This window comes from Lentzea waywayandensis (assembly GCF_900115955.1).
Classification (GTDB): Bacteria; Actinomycetota; Actinomycetes; order Mycobacteriales; family Pseudonocardiaceae; genus Lentzea; species Lentzea waywayandensis.
The window spans coordinates 18,491-38,188 of record NZ_FOYL01000018.1 but is presented as its reverse complement, the minus strand read 5'-3'; the positions used below and the strand labels follow the sequence as shown (position 1 = coordinate 38,188).

16 protein-coding genes are annotated in these 19,698 nt (G+C 69.3%); 11 read left to right on the top strand and 5 right to left on the bottom strand.

From position 1 onward, the window contains the following. Nucleotides 1–37 precede the first annotated feature (37 nt). The 6 genes from BM417_RS41805 (at nucleotide 38) to proB (ending at nucleotide 7,506) form a co-directional block, all read left to right on the top strand. The gene (locus BM417_RS41805) at nucleotides 38–763 is read left to right on the top strand and encodes a TIGR03936 family radical SAM-associated protein (protein WP_093605667.1); all 726 of its coding nucleotides are present in this window, start codon (nucleotides 38–40) and stop codon (nucleotides 761–763) included. A 228-nt stretch (nucleotides 764–991) separates the two neighbouring features. Next, a complete protein-coding gene (locus BM417_RS41800; protein WP_093605666.1) occupies nucleotides 992–3,991 on the top strand; it encodes a translation initiation factor IF-2 N-terminal domain-containing protein in 3,000 nt (999 codons plus the stop codon). 241 nt (nucleotides 3,992–4,232) lie between these two features. Continuing rightward, nucleotides 4,233–4,544, top strand: coding sequence for a 50S ribosomal protein L21 (gene rplU, locus BM417_RS41795; protein ID WP_093605665.1), 312 nt, complete (start codon nucleotides 4,233–4,235; stop codon nucleotides 4,542–4,544). A gap of 14 nt (nucleotides 4,545–4,558) precedes the next feature. Then, complete coding sequence (rpmA, locus tag BM417_RS41790) at nucleotides 4,559–4,816, top strand: 50S ribosomal protein L27 (RefSeq protein WP_093605664.1); 258 nt, start codon at nucleotides 4,559–4,561, stop codon at nucleotides 4,814–4,816. Between the two features lie 106 nt (nucleotides 4,817–4,922). Then, nucleotides 4,923–6,374, top strand: coding sequence for a GTPase ObgE (gene obgE, locus BM417_RS41785; RefSeq protein ID WP_093605663.1), 1,452 nt, complete (start codon nucleotides 4,923–4,925; stop codon nucleotides 6,372–6,374). A 4-nt stretch (nucleotides 6,375–6,378) separates the two neighbouring features. After that, the gene (gene proB, locus BM417_RS41780) at nucleotides 6,379–7,506 is read left to right on the top strand and encodes a glutamate 5-kinase (protein ID WP_093605662.1); all 1,128 of its coding nucleotides are present in this window, start codon (nucleotides 6,379–6,381) and stop codon (nucleotides 7,504–7,506) included. On the opposite strand, the gene BM417_RS41775 is transcribed toward proB, so the two are convergent. After that, nucleotides 7,499–8,764: an MFS transporter gene (locus BM417_RS41775; RefSeq protein WP_093605661.1), complete on the bottom strand. Its 1,266-nt coding sequence runs from the start codon at nucleotides 8,762–8,764 to the stop codon at nucleotides 7,499–7,501. The two genes, proB and BM417_RS41775, sit on opposite strands and share 8 nt — an antisense overlap. A gap of 61 nt (nucleotides 8,765–8,825) precedes the next feature. Then, entirely contained in the window at nucleotides 8,826–9,413 is a 588-nt protein-coding gene (locus BM417_RS41770) for an alpha/beta fold hydrolase (protein ID WP_093605660.1), read from the bottom strand. Between the two features lie 56 nt (nucleotides 9,414–9,469). Between BM417_RS41770 and BM417_RS41765 the strand changes: the two genes are divergently transcribed. Continuing rightward, nucleotides 9,470–9,835, top strand: coding sequence for a VOC family protein (locus BM417_RS41765; protein WP_245822708.1), 366 nt, complete (start codon nucleotides 9,470–9,472; stop codon nucleotides 9,833–9,835). Here the strand turns inward: BM417_RS41765 and BM417_RS41760 are convergent. After that, nucleotides 9,817–10,716 carry an AraC family transcriptional regulator gene (locus BM417_RS41760; protein WP_093605658.1) on the bottom strand — a complete coding sequence of 300 codons (900 nt, stop codon included), beginning with the start codon at nucleotides 10,714–10,716 and terminating at the stop codon, nucleotides 9,817–9,819. The two genes, BM417_RS41765 and BM417_RS41760, sit on opposite strands and share 19 nt — an antisense overlap. An 82-nt stretch (nucleotides 10,717–10,798) precedes the next feature. Between BM417_RS41760 and BM417_RS41755 the strand changes: the two genes are divergently transcribed. Then, nucleotides 10,799–11,209, top strand: coding sequence for an anthrone oxygenase family protein (locus BM417_RS41755; RefSeq protein WP_093605657.1), 411 nt, complete (start codon nucleotides 10,799–10,801; stop codon nucleotides 11,207–11,209). On the opposite strand, the gene BM417_RS41750 is transcribed toward BM417_RS41755, so the two are convergent. Beyond that, nucleotides 11,187–12,371: a cytochrome P450 gene (locus tag BM417_RS41750; protein WP_218164733.1), complete on the bottom strand. Its 1,185-nt coding sequence runs from the start codon at nucleotides 12,369–12,371 to the stop codon at nucleotides 11,187–11,189. The genes BM417_RS41755 and BM417_RS41750 overlap by 23 nt on opposite strands. 165 nt (nucleotides 12,372–12,536) lie before the next feature. On the opposite strand from BM417_RS41750, the gene BM417_RS41745 reads away from it, so the two are divergent. Further along, nucleotides 12,537–14,756: an Ig-like domain-containing protein gene (locus tag BM417_RS41745; RefSeq protein ID WP_143139049.1), complete on the top strand. Its 2,220-nt coding sequence runs from the start codon at nucleotides 12,537–12,539 to the stop codon at nucleotides 14,754–14,756. 127 nt (nucleotides 14,757–14,883) lie between these two features. Here BM417_RS41745 and BM417_RS41740 read toward each other — a convergent pair whose 3' ends face one another. Beyond that, nucleotides 14,884–16,968 carry a RecQ family ATP-dependent DNA helicase gene (locus BM417_RS41740; protein WP_093605779.1) on the bottom strand — a complete coding sequence of 695 codons (2,085 nt, stop codon included), beginning with the start codon at nucleotides 16,966–16,968 and terminating at the stop codon, nucleotides 14,884–14,886. A 161-nt stretch (nucleotides 16,969–17,129) separates the two neighbouring features. Between BM417_RS41740 and BM417_RS41735 the strand changes: the two genes are divergently transcribed. Beyond that, nucleotides 17,130–18,428, top strand: a complete 1,299-nt coding sequence (locus BM417_RS41735; protein ID WP_218164742.1) for a glutamate-5-semialdehyde dehydrogenase — start codon at nucleotides 17,130–17,132, stop codon at nucleotides 18,426–18,428. A gap of 16 nt (nucleotides 18,429–18,444) precedes the next feature. Beyond that, entirely contained in the window at nucleotides 18,445–19,614 is a 1,170-nt protein-coding gene (locus tag BM417_RS41730) for a cytochrome P450 (RefSeq protein ID WP_093605654.1), read from the top strand. Nucleotides 19,615–19,698 lie beyond the last annotated feature (84 nt).

Here is a 19,698-nt window from a genome sequence, read left to right as displayed (position 1 = left end):
GAGCCGCAACCTGCCCAACAACCCGTCGGCCGTCGCCGTGCAGAAGCTGCGCCTTCGCTACACCAAGCGGGGGAGGCTGCGTTTCACTTCGCACCGCGACATCGCTCGCACGTTCGAACGTGCGCTGCGCAGGGCAGGCGTACCCATGGCGTACTCGCAGGGGTTCAGCCCTCACCCGAAGGTGTCGTGGGTCGGCGCCGCGCCGACCGGCGTCGCCAGCGAGGCGGAGTACGTCGAGGTGTCGGTGGTCGAGGAGCTCGACCCGGAGGCGCTCAGGATCGCGCTCGACGAGGCGTTGCCACCCGGCATCGACGTCGTCGACATAGTCCAGGCGCGCGGTGGCAACCTCACCGAGCGCATCGACGCGAGCGAATGGCGGATCGAGCTCGACGGTGTCGAGCCCGATGAGCTCGCGAAGGCGGTGAGCGTCTTCCTCGAGGCAGAGTCCGTCGAGGTCGAGCGGCTCACCAAGAACGGCACGAAGATGCTCGACGTGCGGCCCGCCGTCGTGTCAGCGCTGGTCGAACCACGTTCGAGCGACGCCGGACACGATGACACCGCTTTGTCACGACCGTGTGGGATACTCATGACGGTCGTACGGCAGGTAACGCCTACCGTGCGACCCGACGACGTGCTGAATGCGCTTCGCGTCGTGGCCGATCTCGTGCCGCCGGTACCTGCGAGAGCAACCCGGATGGCGCAGGGACGGCTCGACGGCGAGGGCAGGCTGGTGGACCCGCTCCAGCAGGACAGAGAGTCCTGACGAGCGCCGACGGTGTCGGTTTGGTCTGGCCCGGCCGCAACGCGCAAACAGGAGGAGCGGCGCTGACAGCGGCGTCGTCGTGGGACCTGCGCAAGCGTGCGCCCAGTGAGGCGCCACGCCACTGCGCGCGAGGCAAGGATTCCCGCCGCGAGCAGCGGTGGAGAGAGACAAGAGAGGCCCCTGCGCGGCCGCGTCCTCACGGGACGCGCCCGGGGGTGGAGGAGCTGCATGTCGAACAAGGACAAGCCTGCCGGTGTCACCGGCGGGCAGGGCGTGGTTGCCGCACGCCCTGAACTGGCGGACCTGCCGGACAAGTTGCGGGTCCATGCCCTGGCGAAACTGCTGGACGTCAGCAGCAAGGACGTGATGACGGCGCTGGCGGACCTCGGTGAGGTCCCCAAGAGCGCGCAGTCGAGCGTCAGCCGCGACGTCGCGCTGAAGGTCGCCGAGACACTCGTCGACTGGGACGACGTGGTCACCGGTGAGGTCACCGAGGACTACGAGGCGCCCGCGATCCCGGCGTTCGAGGCACCGGCGCTCGCGCCGATCTTCGCCGCGCCGAGCGCGGTGTTCCTGCCGCCCGCGCCGATCGAACGGCCGAAGGCACCGCCCTCGCCGTTCGTCGTCGAGGAGGAGCCGGTCGCCGAGGAGAAGTCCGTCGGCGAGATCGCCGCGGACGAGCTCGAGGCAGCCGAAGCCGCCGAGACCGACGCCGAGGCGGACGGTGACGACGAGTCCGACAGCCGTCGTCGTCGCCGCCGTGGCCGTCGTGGCCGGGGTCGTGGCAAGGGCACGGACGCCGAGGGCGGCGAGGAGACCGACGAGGCTGCGGCCGAGACGGACGCCTCCGAGCCCGCCGAGAGCGATGACGCCGCCGAGGCCGAGGACGAGGGTGACGAGAGCTCGACCCGTCGCCGCCGTCGCCGCCGTCGCCGCAAGACCGGCGCGGAGGACGAGGTCACGTCCGAGGACGACCCGCCGAACACGGTCGTGCACGTCCGCGAGACGCGGGACGCGCGCGACGACAAGGCCGACTCCGAGGCCGCGCAGAGCGAGGTGCGCAGCATCCGCGGCTCGACGCGCCTGGAGGCCAAGCGCCAGCGCCGTCGTGACGGTCGCGAGGCCGGCCGCCGCCGTGCCCCGGTGCTCACCGAGGCCGAGTTCCTGGCCCGCCGTGAGGCAGTGGCCCGCACGATGGTCGTCCGCGAACGCGGCGACCGCACCCAGATCGGCGTGCTGGAAGACGGCGTGCTGGTCGAACACTTCGTCACGTCGTCGGGCTCCGGCTCGATCGTGGGCAACGTCTACCTCGGCCGCGTGCAGAACGTGCTGCCGAGCATGGAAGCCGCGTTCATCGACATCGGCCGCGGCCGCAACGCCGTGCTCTACGCCGGTGAGGTCGACTGGGACGCCGCCGGTCTCGAGGGCAAGTCCCGCAAGATCGAGCAGGCGCTCTCCAGCGGCGACAGCGTGCTCGTCCAGGTCACCAAGGACCCGGTCGGCCACAAGGGCGCCCGCCTCACCACGCAGATCAGCCTCCCCGGCCGCTTCCTCGTGTACGTGCCGGGCGGCGGTGCCACCGGCATCAGCCGCAAGCTGCCGGACAACGAGCGCAAGCGCCTCAAGGACATCCTCAAGCGCGTCGTCCCCGAGGACGCCGGCGTGATCATCCGCACCGCCTCCGAAGGCATCGCCGAGGAGGAGCTGGGCCGCGACGTCACGCGTCTGCAGGCTCAGTGGAAGGTCATCAAGGAGAAGTCCGACAGCACCTCCACCAAGGCGCCGACGCTGCTCTACGAAGAGCCGGACCTGCTGGTGAAGGTCGTCCGCGACCTGTTCACCGAGGACTTCGCCCAGCTCGTCGTCCAGGGCGACGAGGCGTGGGAGGTCATCGACTCCTACGTCCGCCACGTGGCGCCGGACCTGCAGGACCGCCTGAAGAAGCACGTCGGCAACAACGACGCGTTCGTCGAGTACCGCATCGACGAGCAGCTGATGAAGGCGCTCGACCGCAAGGTCTGGCTGCCGTCGGGTGGTTACCTGATCATCGACCGCACCGAGGCGATGACGGTCATCGACGTCAACACCGGCAAGTTCACCGGTTCCGGCGGCAACCTCGAAGAGACCGTCACGCGCAACAACCTGGAGTCGGCGGAGGAGATCGTCCGCCAGCTCCGGCTGCGCGACATCGGCGGCATCATCGTCATCGACTTCATCGACATGGTCCTGGAGTCGAACCGCGACCTGGTGCTGCGCCGCCTGACCGAGTGCCTCGGCCGCGACCGCACGCGTCACCAGGTCGCCGAGGTCACCTCGCTGGGTCTCGTGCAGATGACCCGCAAGCGGGTCGGCACCGGCCTGCTCGAGGCGTTCAGCCAGACGTGTGAGCACTGCCGCGGCCGTGGCGTCGTCGTGTCCACCGAGCCCGTGCACTCGCACGGCGGTGGCAACGGTGGCGGCCAGCAGCAGTCGCAGCCGCAGCAGCAGAGCGGTGGCCGCAAGTCGCGTCGCAACAAGGGTGGCGGCGAGCAGGCGGCCGACACCCCCGAGATCGTCGAGGCGTCCGTCGAGGCGCCCGAGGCCCCGGTCGAGCCCGAGGTCATCGAGCTCGGTGAGCCCGAGGACACCTCCGAGGACGTGGTCGCGGCCGACCAGGAGCACGAGGCCCACGGCCGTCGTCGCCGTCGTCGCCGTGGCCGGGACAAGGAGCCGCAGGCCGTGGTCGACGCGGTCGTGGTCGAGGAGCAGGCGCTCAACGGTCACGTGCCGCACGAGGTCGCGGAGGACCCGGAGCCCGTCGAGCTCGAGCCCGTCGTCACCGACGCCGAGCCCGAGGTGATCGAGGAGGCGGCCGAGGAGCTCGTCGAACCGGTCGTCGAAGAGGCCCCGGTCGAGGTCGCGAGGCCGCTCGTGACGGGACGCATCGGTGCCCAGCGGCCCGTGCTGGTGGTCGAGCCCGAGCAGGAGCCCGTGGCGGCCCCGCAGCCGGTCTCCGCCCCCGAGCCCGTCGCCGTGGCCCCTGTGGCCGCTGTGGAGCCTCCCGCGGCCCGTCCGCGGCGTCGTGCGGCCAAGCGCGCCGCCGGTGCCCCGGCCGCGGAGGCGCCCGCGCCGATCGTCGTCGAGGTGCCCAAGCAGCCTGAGGTCCAGATGCCCGCACCGGTGGTCACCACCACCCGCAGGCGCCGCGCCGTGTCGCGGCCCGCGGGACCGCCGGTCCAGGAGGACTGACGCGAGAAAGTGAGAACCGGGGTCGCCTGCGGGCGGCCCCGGTTTTCGCTTGTGAGGGACCGCACAGCCTGCGGGAACGTGATCGGGGCACCCCAGTTTGCTCCGGCAGTACCCACTCCCGTAACCTTGTGGACGGCCCGCCATCCGACGGGTCCTGTCGTGTGCCCCCTCTGCTGTTTTCCTTCGCAGACGGGTTGGCGCGCGGCCCGTCACCATCGAGTAGCAGGAGACTTCCGTCCTGATGTACGCGATCGTCAAGACCGGCGGCAAGCAGTACAAGGTCGCTGTCGGCGACATCGTCGAGGTCGAGAAGCTCGAGGGCGAGCCGGGCACCGAAATCTCCCTCCAGGCGCTGCTCGTGGTCGACGGCACTGACGTCACCGCTGACGCTGCGGCCCTGGAGAAGTTCTCGGTGACCGGCAAGCTGGTCGAGCACACCAAGGGCCCGAAGATTCGCATCCACAAGTTCAAGAACAAGACCGGTTACCACAAGCGCCAGGGTCACAGGCAGAAGCTGACCCGCGTCGAGGTCACCGGCATCACCGGTAAGTGAGGACCTGACTTCTCATGGCACACAAAAAGGGTGCGTCCAGTTCCCGCAACGGCCGTGACTCCAACGCCCAGTACCTGGGTGTGAAGCGGTTCGGCGGTCAGGTCGTCAAGGCCGGCGAGATCCTGATCCGCCAGCGCGGCACCAAGTTCCACCCCGGCGTCGGCGTCGGCATCGGCAAGGACGACACGCTGTTCGCCCTGCTGCCCGGTGCGGTGGAGTTCGGTACGAAGCGCGGTCGCAAGACCGTCAACATCGTTCCGGTCGCGGTCTGAGAAAGACCGCTCCTGGAACGTAGTTAGACCTCTGCGAGGGGCGGGACCGGTCATCCGGCACCGCCCCTCGTTGCTTGTTCAAGTCCTTTTGAGAGGAAGTATTTCCGTGGCCCGCTTCGTAGACCGGGTGGTGATCCACGCTGCCGCCGGCAACGGGGGCAACGGGTGTGCTTCAGTGCACCGCGAGAAGTTCAAGCCGCTCGGCGGTCCGGACGGCGGCAACGGAGGCAGTGGCGGCAACGTCATCCTCGTCGTCGACTCGCAGGTGCACACCCTGCTGGACTTCCACTTCCGCCCGCACGCCTCCGCCACCAGCGGCAAGGCCGGTGCCGGTGCGAACCGCGACGGCGCCAACGGCGACGACCTGATCCTGCGCGTCCCGGACGGCACCGTCGTGCTGACCGAGTCCGGCGAGATCGTGGCCGACCTCGTCGGCGAGGGCACGCAGCTCATCGCGGCGGCCGGTGGCCGTGGCGGTCTGGGCAACGCCTCGCTCGCGTCCAAGGCCCGCAAGGCGCCCGGTTTCGCGTTGCTCGGTGAGCCGGGCGAGACGCGTGATCTGGTGCTGGAGCTCAAGTCCGTCGCGGACGTCGGCCTGCTCGGCTTCCCGTCGGCCGGCAAGTCGTCGCTGATCTCGGTGCTGTCCGCGGCCAAACCGAAGATCGCCGACTACCCGTTCACGACGCTGGTCCCGAACCTCGGCGTGATCACCGCGGGCGAGACCATCTTCACGATGGCGGACGTCCCCGGCCTGATCCCCGGTGCGTCGCAGGGCAAGGGCCTCGGCCTCGACTTCCTGCGCCACATCGAGCGCACCGCGGTGCTCGCGCACGTCGTCGACTGCGCGACGTACGAGCCGGGCCGCGACCCGATCGCGGACATCGACGCGCTGGAGAAGGAACTCTCGGAGTACACGCCCGCGCTGGGCGGCAACTTCGAGGACCGTCCGCGCGTGGTGATCCTCAACAAGGTCGACATCCCGGACGCCCAGGACCTCGCCGACATCGTCCGCCCGGAGATCGAGGCCCGTGGCCTGCCGGTCTTCGAGGTGTCGACGGTGTCCCGCCAGGGCCTGCGGGAGCTGACGTTCAAGCTGGGCGAGGTCGTGCGCGAGTACCGCGCCGCCCAGCCCAAGAAGGAATCCACCCGAATCGTGCTGCGGCCGACCGCCGTGGACGACCAGGGCTTCACCGTGACCGAGGACCCCTCGGTCGAGGGTGGCTTCATCGTGAAGGGCGAACGCCCCGAGCGCTGGATCCGCCAGACCGACTTCTCCAACGACGAAGCCGTCGGTTACCTCGCGGACCGCCTCAACAGGCTGGGCGTCGAGGACAAGCTCGTGAAGATGGGCGCCGTCCCCGGTTGCCAGGTCACCATCGGCGACCTGATCTTCGACTGGGAACCGACCACCCCGGCCGGCATCGCGATGACGATGACCGGACGTGGCACGGACATCCGTCTCGAGCAGAACGACCGCATCGGCGCCCACGAGCGCAAGGCCCTGAAGAAGGCCCGCCGCGCGCCCGGTGACTACGGCGACGACTTCAACGAGGAGTAAATCTGTGACGGCCCCCGTGGTCTCACAAGCTCGAAACGCGGTCGCCTCGGCGAACCGCATCGTGGTCAAGGTCGGTTCTTCTTCTTTGACCACAGCGGAAGGTGGGCTCGACCCGGCGCGTTTGGACGCGCTGGTCGACGCCCTCGCCGCCCGTGCCGCCGCGGGCAGCCAGGTCGTGCTCGTGTCGTCGGGTGCGATCGCCGCCGGTCTGGCGCCGTTGAAGCTGTCTCGCCGCCCGCGTGACCTCGCCACCCAGCAGGCCGCTGCGAGCGTGGGGCAGCTGACTCTCGCGCACGCCTACGCGAACTCGTTCGGCCGCTACTCGTTGACCGTCGGTCAAGTCCTGCTGACCGCCGACGACGTGGTGCGCCGAGCCCACTACCGCAACGCCCAGCGCACGTTCTCGCGTCTGCTGGCACTCGGCGCGGTCCCGGTCGTGAACGAGAACGACACCGTTGCCACCGAAGAGATCCGCTTCGGTGACAACGACCGTCTCGCGGCGTTGGTCGCCCACCTCGTCGGCGCCGACGCGTTGTTCCTGCTGTCGGACGTGGACGCTCTCTACTCGGGCGACCCGCGCAAGCCGGGAGCCGTGCGCATCTCCGAGGTCGCGTCAGCGTCCGATGTGGACGGTGTGCAGGCCGGCACGGTGGGTGCGTCCGGCCTCGGCACCGGCGGCATGGCCTCCAAACTCGCCGCGGCTCGCCTGGCCTCGTCCGCGGGCATCCCGGTGCTGCTGACCGGTTCCGCCGAAGCGGGTCGTGCACTGACCACCGCCGACGTCGGCACGGCGTTCGCCGCCACGGGTTCGCGCCTCACCGCGCGCCGCTTCTGGCTCGGCTACGCCACCGACGCCAACGGCCGCCTGCACCTCGACGACGGCGCGGTCGCCGCGGTCGTGGGCAGGCGTCGTTCGCTGCTGGCCGCCGGAATCACCGGTGTGGACGGCGACTTCGAGGCCGGCGACGTCGTGGAGCTGGTCAGCTTGGCAGGCGAGATCGTGGCCCGCGGCGTGGTCGGCTACGACGCCGCGGAACTGCCGTCGTTGATCGGCCGCAAGACCCACGACCTGCCGGAGGAGCAACGCCGCGAGGTCGTGCACGCGGACGACCTGGTGCCACTGGCTAGGTGAGTTCCACGCCCTTCGTCTCCGGCAACGTGAGGACGACGAGGAACGTGATCACCGCGCTGATCGCGACGTACCAGAAGAAGACGGTGCCGCCCACGGCCTGGATGACCAGCGGGGCGGTACCGCCGAACACCGCGACGGTCAGGTTGTACCAAGCGCCGATGCCGAGCCCGCGCAGTTCGGTCGGGAACAGCTCGCTCATGATCGCGGGCGCGATCGACGTGATCGCGGTGTAGAGCCCGAGCCCCACGGCGAACACGATCACGAGGTTCGCCAGTCCGGGTTTGACCAGGCTCGACAGCGGCACCACCAGCAACGCCATCGCCGCCGACCACACGAGCATCTGAGGTTTGCGGCCGTAGCGGTCCGCCATCCACCCCATCGGGTACTGCAACGCGATGAACACGACCGTGCCGATCGACAGCGCCAGGAACACGTCGATGTCGTTGGCGCCCTTGGTCTTCACCGCGAACGGCGTCAGCGCGCTGAAGAACGTGTAGAAGCTCAGCGTCGAGAGCAGCGTGATGCCGATGAGCTGCCCGACGGCCTTCGGATGCTCCTTGAGGGTCATCATCAACGGGTTGCGCAGGCTTTCGGCCTTGGCCTTGTTCTCCTCGAACTGCTCGGTCTCCTTGAGTTCCCGCCGCAGCCACAGCCCGATCAGGCCGAGCACGCCACCGATCAGGAACGGCACGCGCCAGCCGTAGGAGGCCATCGCGGCCTTGTCGAGGTTGCGCGACAGGAAGAACCCGAGCAGCGACGCGACCAGCACCGCCGCACCCGTCGAGATGTAGAAGAACGACGAGTACCGGCCGCGGTGGGAAGCGGGCGCGATCTCCGCCAGGTACGCCGACGCGTTCGACACCTCGCCGCCCAGCGCCATGCCCTGCGCGACGCGGGCGAGCACCAGCAGCGCCGGTGAGAGCCAGCCGACCTGCTCGAACGTCGGCAGCAGCCCGATCGCGACCGAGCCGCCGGACATCAGCACGATCGTCAGCAGCATCGCGGTCCGGCGTCCCCGGATGTCCGCGAACCGGCCCAGCAGATAACCGCCGAGCGGGCGGAAGAAGAAGGCGAGCGCGAACGTCGCGAACGTGCTCAGCAGCGCGGCGGCCTCGTTGCCGGAGGGGAAGATCTGCGTCGCGAAGTAGATGCTGAAAGCCGTGTAGATGCCCCAGTCGTACCACTCGACCGCGTTGCCGGCGCTTGACGCGACGAGCGTGCGTACGGGCAGTCGATGCGTCTCCGAAGTAACCGCCATAGACGCACCCAATCACACACAGTGTTTTGAACGAGTAACCAGTCCAGCGCGGGGCGGATCGTTATGCGCTGGCGCGCCGTATTGGGGCAATCGTCGGAACTGGCTCCTTCGCGAGGAACTCAGTAATCATCGCGTTGCACAGCGCGGGTTTCTCGTGCAGCAGCCCATGTGACGTGCCAGGAACGACTGCCAGCTCGGCATTCGGCAGCGCCCGGTACATGGCGGTGGCGTGCTCCAGCGTCACCTCGTCGTCGTCACCGATCATGATCAGCGTCCGGTTCGGCAACTTCCCGAGATCTGTTCCGGTCAGTGCGGGCGAACGGTGGTGCATCGGCGTCAGTTCCGTGGCCGGGTCCCAGCCGTCGTGGTGATAGACGCCGCACACGACCACAAGTCGTTGCACGAGATCAGGTCTCAGCACGGCCGTGAGGAGCGCGACCGTGGCGCCGTCGCTGCACCCGAGCAGGTGAGCGGGTCCGGTCTTCTCCAGGAACTGGATGGTTTCCAAGGCCATCTCGGTGTGGTCCTGAGTGGCCTGGTTGACGCGATGCGGCGCGTGCAGAGCGAAGTCGGCGAGAGCGTCGAACTGCGGTCCGAACGCCGAGGGGTCCGCACCGCCGGGGTGCAGAAGTACGAGTGAGTCAGCCATGTGCGAGTAGACCTTCCCGGGAAGCGATACTCATCGCCGTGCGATCTATTGGTTTGGTGACGTTGGTGGTCCGCGACTACGACGAGGCGATCCGCTTCTACGTGGACGGACTCGGGTTCACGCTGGTCGAGGACACTCCGCAGGGCGACAAGCGCTGGGTCGTGGTGTCGGCGGGCGACGGGGCGTCGTTGTTGCTGGCACAGGCTGACACAGGTCTGCAGCAGGCACGAGTGGGCGACCAGACCGGTGGCCGCGTCGGGTTCTTCCTGAACACCGACGACTTCGACCGCGACCACGCCCGGATGGTCGCGTTCGGCGTGCACTTCCGCGAGGAGCCGCGCGACGAGATCTACGGTCGCGTAGCCGTGTTCGAGGACCTCTACGGCAACCGCTGGGACCTGCTTCAGCCCACCCGCGCCTGACCGGGCGACACCCCGACGATCCGTTTGAACGCCCGGCTGAACGCGGCCTCCGACTCGTAGCCGAGGCCGCGGGCGATCTCGCTGACCGTGCTGTCGCGGTCTTTCAACTTGTTCATCGCCACGTGCATGCGCCACCGCGTGACGTAGCGCATGGCCGGTTCGCCGACGAGTTCGGTGAACCGCGCCGCGAACGCCGACCGGGACATGGCGGTCTGGTGCGCGAGGCGTTCGACGGTCCACGGCTGGGCAGGATCGCGGTGGATCAGCGCGAGTGCCTGCCCGATCTGCTGGTCCTGCAACGCGCCGAGCCAGCCGGTGCGCGCGGCCGGGTCGTTGGCCAGCCACGAGCGGATCGTCTGGATCACCAGCACGTCCGCGAGCCTGGTGACGACCGCCTCGCCGCCGGGGCGCACGGCCTGTGACTCGATGGCCATCAGGTCGATCGTGGCGCGCATGTCGTCGGCGCGGCGCACGTACAGCACGTTCGGCAGCACGCTGATGAGGTGCTTCGCGGCTGGATGGTCGAAACGGACCGCACCACACACGAGGTGCGTCACCGCGCCGCCGCCACCGTGCCGCAGGATCGCGTAGTTGTCGGTCTCGAACTCGTGCGGCAGCGTCGTGACGACCGGCGACTCCGCCTCGCCGTAGAAGAGCCGGTGGCGCTGCCCACCGGGGACGAGCAGCACGTCGCCGGGTTCGAGCGAGGTGACCTGGCCGTCGACCTCGACGTCGCACCGGCCGCTGGTCAGGACGTGGAACCACAGGCAGTCCGCCATGTCGGGCATCGTCGCGCCCCACGGCTCGGTGAGCTCGTTGCGGCAGTAGAAGGTGCCGGACATCCTCAACAGGTGCAGTGCCTCGCCCAGCGCGTCCGTCATGGTGTTGATTCTGGACGAACGAGCAAGCTCGCGCGATGAATTGTCATTGAGAGTCCGGTGCCCACCGGTCAGAGTTAGCGCCATGGGGACAATCACGCTGATCGCAGCCACCGCTACCGGCCTGATGGCCGGCCTGTTCTTCGCCTTCTCCGTCGCCGTCATGCCCGGTCTCGCCGACCTGCCCGCCGAACAGGCCCGAGCGGCCATGCGCCGGATCAACGTGCGCATTCAGAACCCGTTGTTCCTGCTGGTGTTCCTCGGTACCGCCGTCCTGTGCGGCATCGAGGTCTTCCAGGGACGGATCGTCGGCGGCCTGATCTACCTCGCAGGGTCGTTCCTGCTGACGATGTTCGTCAACGTGCCGATGAACAACCGGCTCGAACGGACCGACGACGCCTACTGGCCCGAGTACCTGCGCACCTGGACGATCTGGAACCACGTGCGCGCGGTGGCCAGCATCGCCTCGACGGTCATCCTGCTGCTCGGATTTTGAGGCCGTTCTTGGGGCGCATCGCGGCCAGACCTGTCGGCGTGAGGCGCTGGGGGAGCAGTTCGGGCTTCGGCCGTTGCAGCAACGCTTTCAGCATCACGGTCAGCTCGGTCGTGGCGAGCCCGGCGCCGACGCAGCGGTGCGGGCCGCCGCCGAACGGCAGGAACTCGTGCGGCGCCGGCTTGGTCTCCCAGCGATCCGGGTCGAACTTCAGCGGGTCCGGGAACACCTCGGCCAGCCGGTGCGTGACGTACGGGCTGTACAGCAGGAACGTGCCCTGCTTGATCTTCTTCCCGGCGAACTCGAACGGCGCAGCGGCGACCCGTGCCGAGACGACCGCCGGCGGGTACAGCCTGAGCGTCTCGTTGACGACGTTGGCCAGGTAGTCGTCGTCCTGCTGTGCTCGCTCCCAGACCCCGTTGTGCCGCAACAGGTTGAACACCGCCCACGCCATCGCGCCGCTGGTCGTCTCGTACCCGGCCGCGATCAGCGTGACGATCTGGTCGCGCACCTCCAGGTCGCTCAGCCCGTCGCCCTGCACGAGAGAGGTGAGCACGTCACCGGCCGTCTTGCCCTGACGCGTCTCCTCGATCGCCTTGTACACCCGCGCGTCAACGGCTCGGCGCGCCCGCATCGCGTTGCGCCAGCCCGGTGACTTCATCGTTCTGAGCACCTTGACGACCGCCGGGTTCCGGTCGATCAGGTTGATCAGCACCTGGAGGTGCGCGCCGAAGAAGTCCGACTCCTGCGCCAGTTCCTCGCCGAACAGCGCGTGGATCGTGCTGCGCCGGATCGCCCTGCGGAACTCCTGGTAGGCGTCGACGGTCTCGCCCGGCCGCCACGCGTCGATCGTCGCCTCGGCGTTGGCCCGCATGACCGGCACGTAGCTCGCGATCTGCCGATGTGCCAACGCGGGCTGCACGAACCGGCGCCGCCGCTTGTGGTCCTCGCCGTCGCTCACGATCAACGACGTGGGCCCGTCCACCGGCACCAGCGACTGGAACGCCGCCTCCACCTCGAACAGCTCGGAGTGGGCGAACACGAACTGATTCGCCTCGGGCCCGAGCAGGTAGGTGTACGGCCCCACCCGCACGACCGGCCCGAACCGCCGGTGCAGACCGGAGAGAAGGTCGGCCTGCCGGTACCGCACGACGTCCGGAATCATGGCGCTGACAGTGCCACACGTCGCCGCCCTGCTGGTCGGCCAATGCTCTTGCGGCCAAACGGCTCACATCGATTCGCGTTCGGGTGAAGATCGTGTCATCCCGAACCACTTTGCGAGACCCTTTGGCCGGGTCGGGGGACCCTCAGCACGGAAGGCACATCCTCGATGTCCCGAGCCAGGCTCGCGATGGCACTCACCGTCGGCCTTGTAGGCGCGAGCGTCGTGTTCGCTCCATCGGCAGTCGCCGACCACTACGTCTCGAAGACGTTCCACCCCACCGGCGGTGAACAGACCTACACGATCCCCGCGGGCGTCAAGAAACTCCACGTCGTCGCCATCGGCGGACGCGGCGGCAAGGGCGCGGACGGCGGCGACGACTCGGCCCCCAGCGGCAGACCGGGCCACCGCGCCGAGGCCGACCTGGCCGTCTCCGCGGGCGTGACACAACTGGTGGTCGGCGTGGGCCAGAACGGCGGCAACGGCAACGGCGCGACCGGCGGCGACCCCGGCTACGGCGGTGGCGCGTCCGGCGGCTTCGGCACACCGTTCGCGGGCGGCGCCGGCGGTGGCGCGAGCGACGTGCGGATCTGCTCAGGACAGTCGTGCGACAAGGTGATCGTGGCTCCAGGCGGCGGAGGCGGCGGCGGGCGTTGCTTCGCGATCGGCTGCCTCTCGGGCAACGACGGAGGCAACGGCGGTGACAACAACGGCGGCGCGCCCGGCATCCCCGGGCCAGGCGGATTCCCCGGCTTCCCAGGCATCTTCGGCCTCGCCGGAGTAGGCGCGCCAGGAAACCCCGCGACCGCGGGCGGTGGCGGCGGTGGAGGAGGCGGCGGTGGCTGGTACGGCGGCGGAGGCGGCGCATCCGGCGCCCAGGCGCCGACCCCGCTGATCGTTGCGGTGGACGGCGGCGACGGCGGCCACGGCTCAGCCCGAGCAGGCGCCGGCGTCTCGAACTTCTCCGCCGGCGAAACGGCCGACGAGCCGTCCGTGACCATCAGCTACCTGGTCGAGTCCACCACGATCACCTACACCGGCCCCACGTCCGGCTTCACCGGCGACCCGGTGACCCTCTCCGCCCGCCTCACCGCTGCCAGTGGCCCGGTGCCCAACGCCTCACTGGTGTTCCGCCTCAACGCCAACGAGACCTGCGTAGGCACCACCAACGCCGACGGCCGGGCGACCTGCTCGATCACCCCGGCCGAGTCCGCGGGCAACTACCCGCTGGCGATCGGCTACGGCGGCGACGTGACCCACCAGCCGTCGAGCACCGAAGTCCAGTTCGCCGTCACCCGCAAACCGACCACGCTCACTTACACCGGTGCCCTGACCGGCGACTTCCACGACCCCGCAACGGTGTCCGCCCGCCTCACTCTGACCAGCCCCGGCACCCCGGTCGCGTCCCAGCCCGTGACGTTCAAGCTGAACAACACCGAAACCTGCACAGGCACCACGAACGCGGACGGCGTGGCCTCCTGCGCTCTGACACCCGGCGAACCGGCAGGCACCTACCAGTTGACCGCGACGTTCGACGGCAGCAAAGCCCTGCTCCCGTCCGCAGCCACCACAGATTTCGCGGTGACCAAAGAAGAAACCAGCCTGACCTACACCGGCGCCACCACAGCGGCCAACGCCGAACCGGCCCGCCTGGCGGCCACACTGACCGAAGACGACGCCACCCCGATAGCCGGACGCAGCATCCAGCTCACTCTCGGTGGCACCCAGTCCTGTGTGGACACCACCGACGCCGCAGGCCTGGCGGAGTGCACGATCACCTCCACGGACCAACCGCTCAACGCCGCCGCGACCGTGTCCGCGACAGCGACGTTCACCGGCGACCAGTTCTACGAACCAAGCAACACCTCCGCCACCCTCGGCCTGCGACACATGACCGGCCGAGGCTTCGGCCTCTCCGGCAAGGCAGCGGGCCTCACCGTCGCGCCCACTCCGGACACCGGCGAAGTCCGCACGGCCCGAGCCACCACCACCGCACCACCCTGCGCCGCAACGGTCTCGGCCCCGGTAGGAGCCTGGGCGTTGTGCACGTCGGTGACCACGACCCTGGCCCCCGGCACGTCAACCGCTCGCACGTCCGTGGCGGAACTGGGCATCAGCCTGGTAGCCCTGCGAGACGTGGTGGCCACCTCCCGCAGCACCTGCGGCACCACGACCGGCAACGTCACCATCGGCACGCTGACGGTCGCCGGCGTCCCCGTCGCCGTCACAACGGCACCCAACACCACGATCTCGTTGCCCGGCGGCAAGATCGTGATCAACGAACAGGTCCCGGTACCCGGCGGCCTCAAGGTCAACGGCGCCCACATCACCCTGCCCGGCGTGGACCTGGTGGTGTCGTCCGCGACCTCGGCCATCCACAACTGCTAGTGGTGTGACCCGGCCCGTTGACGGGCGTGTTCACGTTCAGAAGGGCGCCTCGCGGCACCACGACTCACCCGTCTGACCGCGAATTCACCCGCAACGTTCCGGGCCACACCACTGGCTCCGGAGGGGGTCAGTTCGTCACCGCCAGCGCGAACGGCAGCACCGCGGACACCCCCTCCTTCCTGAGCATCCGAGCCGCGACCGTCATCGTCCACCCGGTGTCGATGTGGTCGTCCACCAACAGAACCGGACCGTCCACACCGGACAGGTCCGGCGCCTCGCCGGCCCGCACGAGCCCGGCGAGGCGCTGGGCGCTGTTGGCCCGGTGCGTCGACTCGCCGAGCCACACGGTGCCCAGGAACGGCAACCGCCCGATCGACGCGATCTTCTGGCCGAAACTGCCGACCAGCTCAGGCCGCCGACGCGAGCCGACCGTCACCACGCCGACCGGCCGTTCGTCCCAGCCCCACGCCGTCAGCACCTTCACGCAGGCCGCGAACACGTCGTCCGGGATCTCGCGGTCGGCGCCGTCCGCGAGCAGGTCGCGCAGCCGGTTGCCCCAGCCGATGTCGGTGAGGCGGCCGAGCGCCCGGCCGGTGGCGGCCACCTCGCCCGGCGGGATCTTGCCGGACAGCGGGACGCCGATCGCGCCCATGCCCGTCGGCCACATCTTGCGCGGCGCCACGTCCAGTCCGGGGCGCATCAGCCGTTCGCGAGCGGCCTCCGCCGCCACCTCGGACACCTCGACCGACAACCGCTCGCCGGTGCAGTTGTCGCAACGCCCGCAGTCGTGCGAGGTCGGGTCGTCGAGCTGGTCCTGGAGGAACTTCATCCGGCACGAACCGGTGCGCTGGTACTCGATCATCACCTGCTGCTCGGCCTTGCGCGCCTCCGCGATGCGCGCGTACCGCTCACCGTCGTACTCCCACGGCCGGCCCGTCGACTCCCAGCCGCCACGTACGCGCCGGACCGCGCCGTCGACGTCCAGCACCTTCAGCACCACCTCGAGCCTGCCGCGCGACAGCTCGACCATCGGTTCCAGCGCCGCCGTCGAGAGCGGTTTGCTCGCGCCGTCGAGCGCGGACAGCACCTGCCGCACCACCACCTCGGGCGGGAACGCCAGCGACGTGAAGTACGCCCAGATGTCGCGGTCCTCGTGGCCGGGCAGCAGGACCACCTCGGCCCGTTCGACGCCGCGGCCGGCCCGGCCGATCTGCTGGTAGTACGCGATCGGGGAGGACGGGGCGCCGACGTGCACGACGAACCCCAGGTCCGGCTTGTCGAAACCCATGCCGAGAGCGGAGGTGGCGACGAGTGCCTTGACCTTGTTGCCGAGCAGGTCCTCCTCGGCGCGTTCCCGTTCGGCGGGCTCGGTCTTGCCCGAGTACGCGGCCACCGCGAAACCGCGTGAGGCGAGGTACGCCGCGATGTCGTCCGCCGCCGCGACCGTGAGCGTGTAGATGATCCCGGAACCGGGCATGCGGTCGAGCTGTTCGGCGAGCCACCCGAGGCGGGACTCCGCCGTGGGCAGCAGAGCGACCGACAGACGCAGGCTGTCGCGGTCCAGCGGCCCGCGCAGCACCAGGGTGCCCTCGTCGGCGCCGAGCCCCAGCTGCTCGGTGACGTCGTGGACCACCCTGTCATTGGCCGTCGCCGTCGTCGCCAGCACCGGCACGCCAGACGGCAGCTCCGTCAGCAACGTCCGCAGCCTGCGGTAGTCGGGCCGGAAGTCGTGGCCCCAGTCCGAGATGCAGTGCGCCTCGTCGACGACGAGCAAGCCCGCGGACGCCGTCAGCGACGGCAGCACCGCATCGCGGAAATCAGGGTTGTTCAGCCGTTCCGGACTCACCAGGAGCACGTCGACCTCCCCGGCCGCGACCTGCTCCTGCACGGCGTCCCACTCGCCGGGGTTCGCCGAGTTGATCGTCACCGCGTGCACACCGGCCCGCGCCGCCGCGTCGATCTGGTTGCGCATCAACGCGAGCAACGGCGACACGATGATCGTGGGGCCCTCACCGAGCTGACGCAGCAACGCCGTGGCGATGAAGTACACGGCCGACTTGCCCCAGCCCGTGCGCTGGACGACGAGAGCTCGGCGGCGCTGGGCCACCAGGGTGTGGATCGCGGTCCACTGGTCCTCGCGCAGCACCGCCTCCGGGCCCGCCAGTGCCCGGAGCCGTTCCTCCGCCAGTTCTCGCAACGCGATGTCGTCCATGAGGGGCAAGCTTGCCAGGCCGTGCTTGTCGGCCGCTGCTTCGCAGACGGCGGCGAGTTCGCCGGGAAGTCGGTCGTCCGGCCGAATGCTCGTGCCGGACGACCGACGCGAACTCGCGATGTCGTCATCCATGGCGGCAAGCCTGCCAGGCGGGTCTGACAATTGTGATTGTCGCAGGTCGTAAGCTGTGTGGCGTGACTGATGACCTGCGCGACCAGGTGCACGCGGCAGCTCGCCGCGCCCGTGTCGCCGCCGACGAACTAGTCCTCGCCACTCGCGAGCGCAAGGACACCGCGCTCCTCGAGATGGCCGCCGCGCTCCGCAAGCGCGCGCCAGAGATCATCGAGGCCAACCAGAAGGACCTCGAAGCCGGCAAGGCAGCAGGTCTCCCGGACAACATCCTGGATCGCCTGACCTTGACCGAAGCCCGCGTCGACGCCGTGGCCGTCGGCCTGGAAACCGTTGCGGGACTTGCCGACCCGGTCGGCCAGGTGATCACCGGCGGCATCCTCCCAAACGGGCTGGAGCTCAAGCAGGTCCGCGTCCCGATGGGCGTCGTCGGCATGGTCTACGAGGCCCGCCCGAACGTCACGGTCGACGCCGCCGGTCTCGCGCTGAAGTCGGGCAACGCCGCGCTGCTGCGGGGTTCCTCGACCGCCGAGCACTCCAACACCACGCTCGTCGCCGTCCTGCGCGACGCACTCGAAAGCGTGAATCTGCCGGCCGACTGCGTGCAGCTCCTGCCGTGCCACGACCGTGCGTCCGTCACGCACCTCATCACCGCGCGCGGCCTGGTGGATCTGGTGATTCCGCGTGGTGGCTCGGGTCTGATCAACGCCGTCGTCGAGCAGGCCACGGTTCCCACGATCGAGACCGGCGTCGGCAACTGCCACGTCTACGTGGACGCGCACGCCGACCTCGACATGGCCGAGGCGATCGTCCTCAACGCCAAGACGCGCCGCACGAGCGTGTGCAACGCGGCGGAGTCTCTTCTGGTGCACAAGGACGTCGCGCAGGAGTTCGTCCCGCGCATCACCAAGGCGTTGCAGCAGGAGAGCGTGACCGTCCACGGCGACGAGCAGTTCGCGCTCCAGCCCGATGTCGTCGAGGCCAACGACGCAGACTGGGGCACCGAGTACCTGAGCCTCGACATCGCGGCGAAGGTCGTCGGCTCGCTGGACGAAGCGGTGAAGCACATCGCGACGTACGGCTCCGGTCACAGCGAGGCCATCGTCACGAACGACGTGGCGGCAGCACGCAGGTTCACGGCCCGTGTGGACGCGGCGGCGGTGTTCGTCAACGCCTCCACGGCCTTCACGGACGGCGCGGAGTTCGGCATGGGCGCGGAGATCGGCATCTCCACGCAGAAGCTGCACGCCCGCGGTCCGATGGGCCTGACCGAGCTGACGTCCTCTAAATGGGTCGTGTGGGGCGAAGGACACACACGCCCGAAGGCGTAGCTCTACGTTCGGAGACATGGCTCCCACCTACCCGTTCTCCGAAACTGACGGCCTGACCCTCGATCCGACCTATGAACGTCTACGGCGTGATGAGCCCGTCTCGCGCGTGACGTACCCGTACGGCGGCGAGGGTTGGCTCGTCACGTCCTACGAAGAGACGAAGTTCGTCCTGGGCGACCCGCGCTTCAGCCGTGCGCGGACGGTCGGCCAGGACGTGCCGCGGATGCAGCCCCTCATCGCACCGGGCGGATCGATCCTCACGCACGACGGCGCGGACCACGCGCGCATGCGCCGGCTGGTGTCCAAGGCGTTCACGGTGCGCCGGATCGAGGAGCTGCGGCCGCGCGCCCAGCAGATCACCGACGAGCTGCTCGACCGCCTGGACAACCCCGGTGACCTGGTCGAGGGCTTCACCATGCCGTTCCCGATCACGATCATCTGCGAGCTGCTCGGCGTGCCGTTCGAAGACCGCGCCGACTTCCGCAAGTGGTCGAACCAGGCACTGTCCACGGTCGGCGGCTACACGCCCGAAGAGGCGATGGACGGCGTGATGAAGCTGCACGCGTACTTCACCGACCTCGTCGCGAAACGCCGTACGCATCCCACGGACGACTTGATGAGCGCGCTCGTCGCCGCCCGTGACAACGATGACAGGCTCAGCGAGGACGAACTCGTCCGGTTCGGCATCACGTTGCTGGTCGCGGGACACGAGACGACGGCGAACATGCTCGCGAACAGCGTCGTGACGCTGTTCGACCACCCGGACGCCATGAAGCGCCTCCAGGACCACCCCGAGATGCTGCCGAACGCGATCGAGGAACTGCTGCGGTTCATCCCGCTGGGCAGCGGCGCCGGCTTCCCCCGCATCGCGACCGAGGACGTCCAGGTCGGCAACGCGCTGGTGAAGGAAGGCGACGCCGTGCTGGTGGTCGTGTCGTCGGCGAACCACGACGAGGCGATGTACGCCGACAGCGCCGAGCTGGACCTGGAACGCGAGGTCGGCCAGCACCTGCAGTTCGGCCACGGCATCCACTTCTGCCTCGGCTCGCAGCTCGCCAGGATGGAACTTCAGGTGGCGCTCGGCGCGTTGCTGCGCCGGATGCCCGGTCTGCGGCTCGCGGAGCCCGTCGAGTTCCGCAAGGGTTCGCTGGTCAGAGGCCCGCTGAGGCTCGTCGTGGCCTGGTGAGAAAAATCTTGGGCCAACCCGCGTAATGGGGGACCGGTCCGCGCGTTCCTCCAGTGCGCGCGGCTTTGCTTCGGGGTAAGCCGC

Bases quoted from the DNA above. Each gene is read 5' to 3' on its own strand.
- BM417_RS41800 (WP_093605666.1), top strand. From the start codon at position 992: ATGTCGAACAAGGACAAGCCTGCCGGTGTCACCGGCGGGCAGGGCGTG.
- rplU (WP_093605665.1), top strand. From the start codon at position 4,233: ATGTACGCGATCGTCAAGACCGGCGGCAAGCAGTACAAGGTCGCTGTC.
- rpmA (WP_093605664.1), top strand. From the start codon at position 4,559: ATGGCACACAAAAAGGGTGCGTCCAGTTCCCGCAACGGCCGTGACTCC.
- BM417_RS41775 (WP_093605661.1), bottom strand. From the start codon at position 8,764: ATGGCGGTTACTTCGGAGACGCATCGACTGCCCGTACGCACGCTCGTC.
- BM417_RS41770 (WP_093605660.1), bottom strand. From the start codon at position 9,413: ATGGCTGACTCACTCGTACTTCTGCACCCCGGCGGTGCGGACCCCTCG.
- BM417_RS41760 (WP_093605658.1), bottom strand. From the start codon at position 10,716: ATGACGGACGCGCTGGGCGAGGCACTGCACCTGTTGAGGATGTCCGGC.
- BM417_RS41755 (WP_093605657.1), top strand. From the start codon at position 10,799: ATGGGGACAATCACGCTGATCGCAGCCACCGCTACCGGCCTGATGGCC.
- BM417_RS41750 (WP_218164733.1), bottom strand. From the start codon at position 12,371: ATGATTCCGGACGTCGTGCGGTACCGGCAGGCCGACCTTCTCTCCGGT.
- BM417_RS41745 (WP_143139049.1), top strand. From the start codon at position 12,537: ATGTCCCGAGCCAGGCTCGCGATGGCACTCACCGTCGGCCTTGTAGGC.
- BM417_RS41740 (WP_093605779.1), bottom strand. From the start codon at position 16,968: ATGGACGACATCGCGTTGCGAGAACTGGCGGAGGAACGGCTCCGGGCA.
- BM417_RS41730 (WP_093605654.1), top strand. From the start codon at position 18,445: ATGGCTCCCACCTACCCGTTCTCCGAAACTGACGGCCTGACCCTCGAT.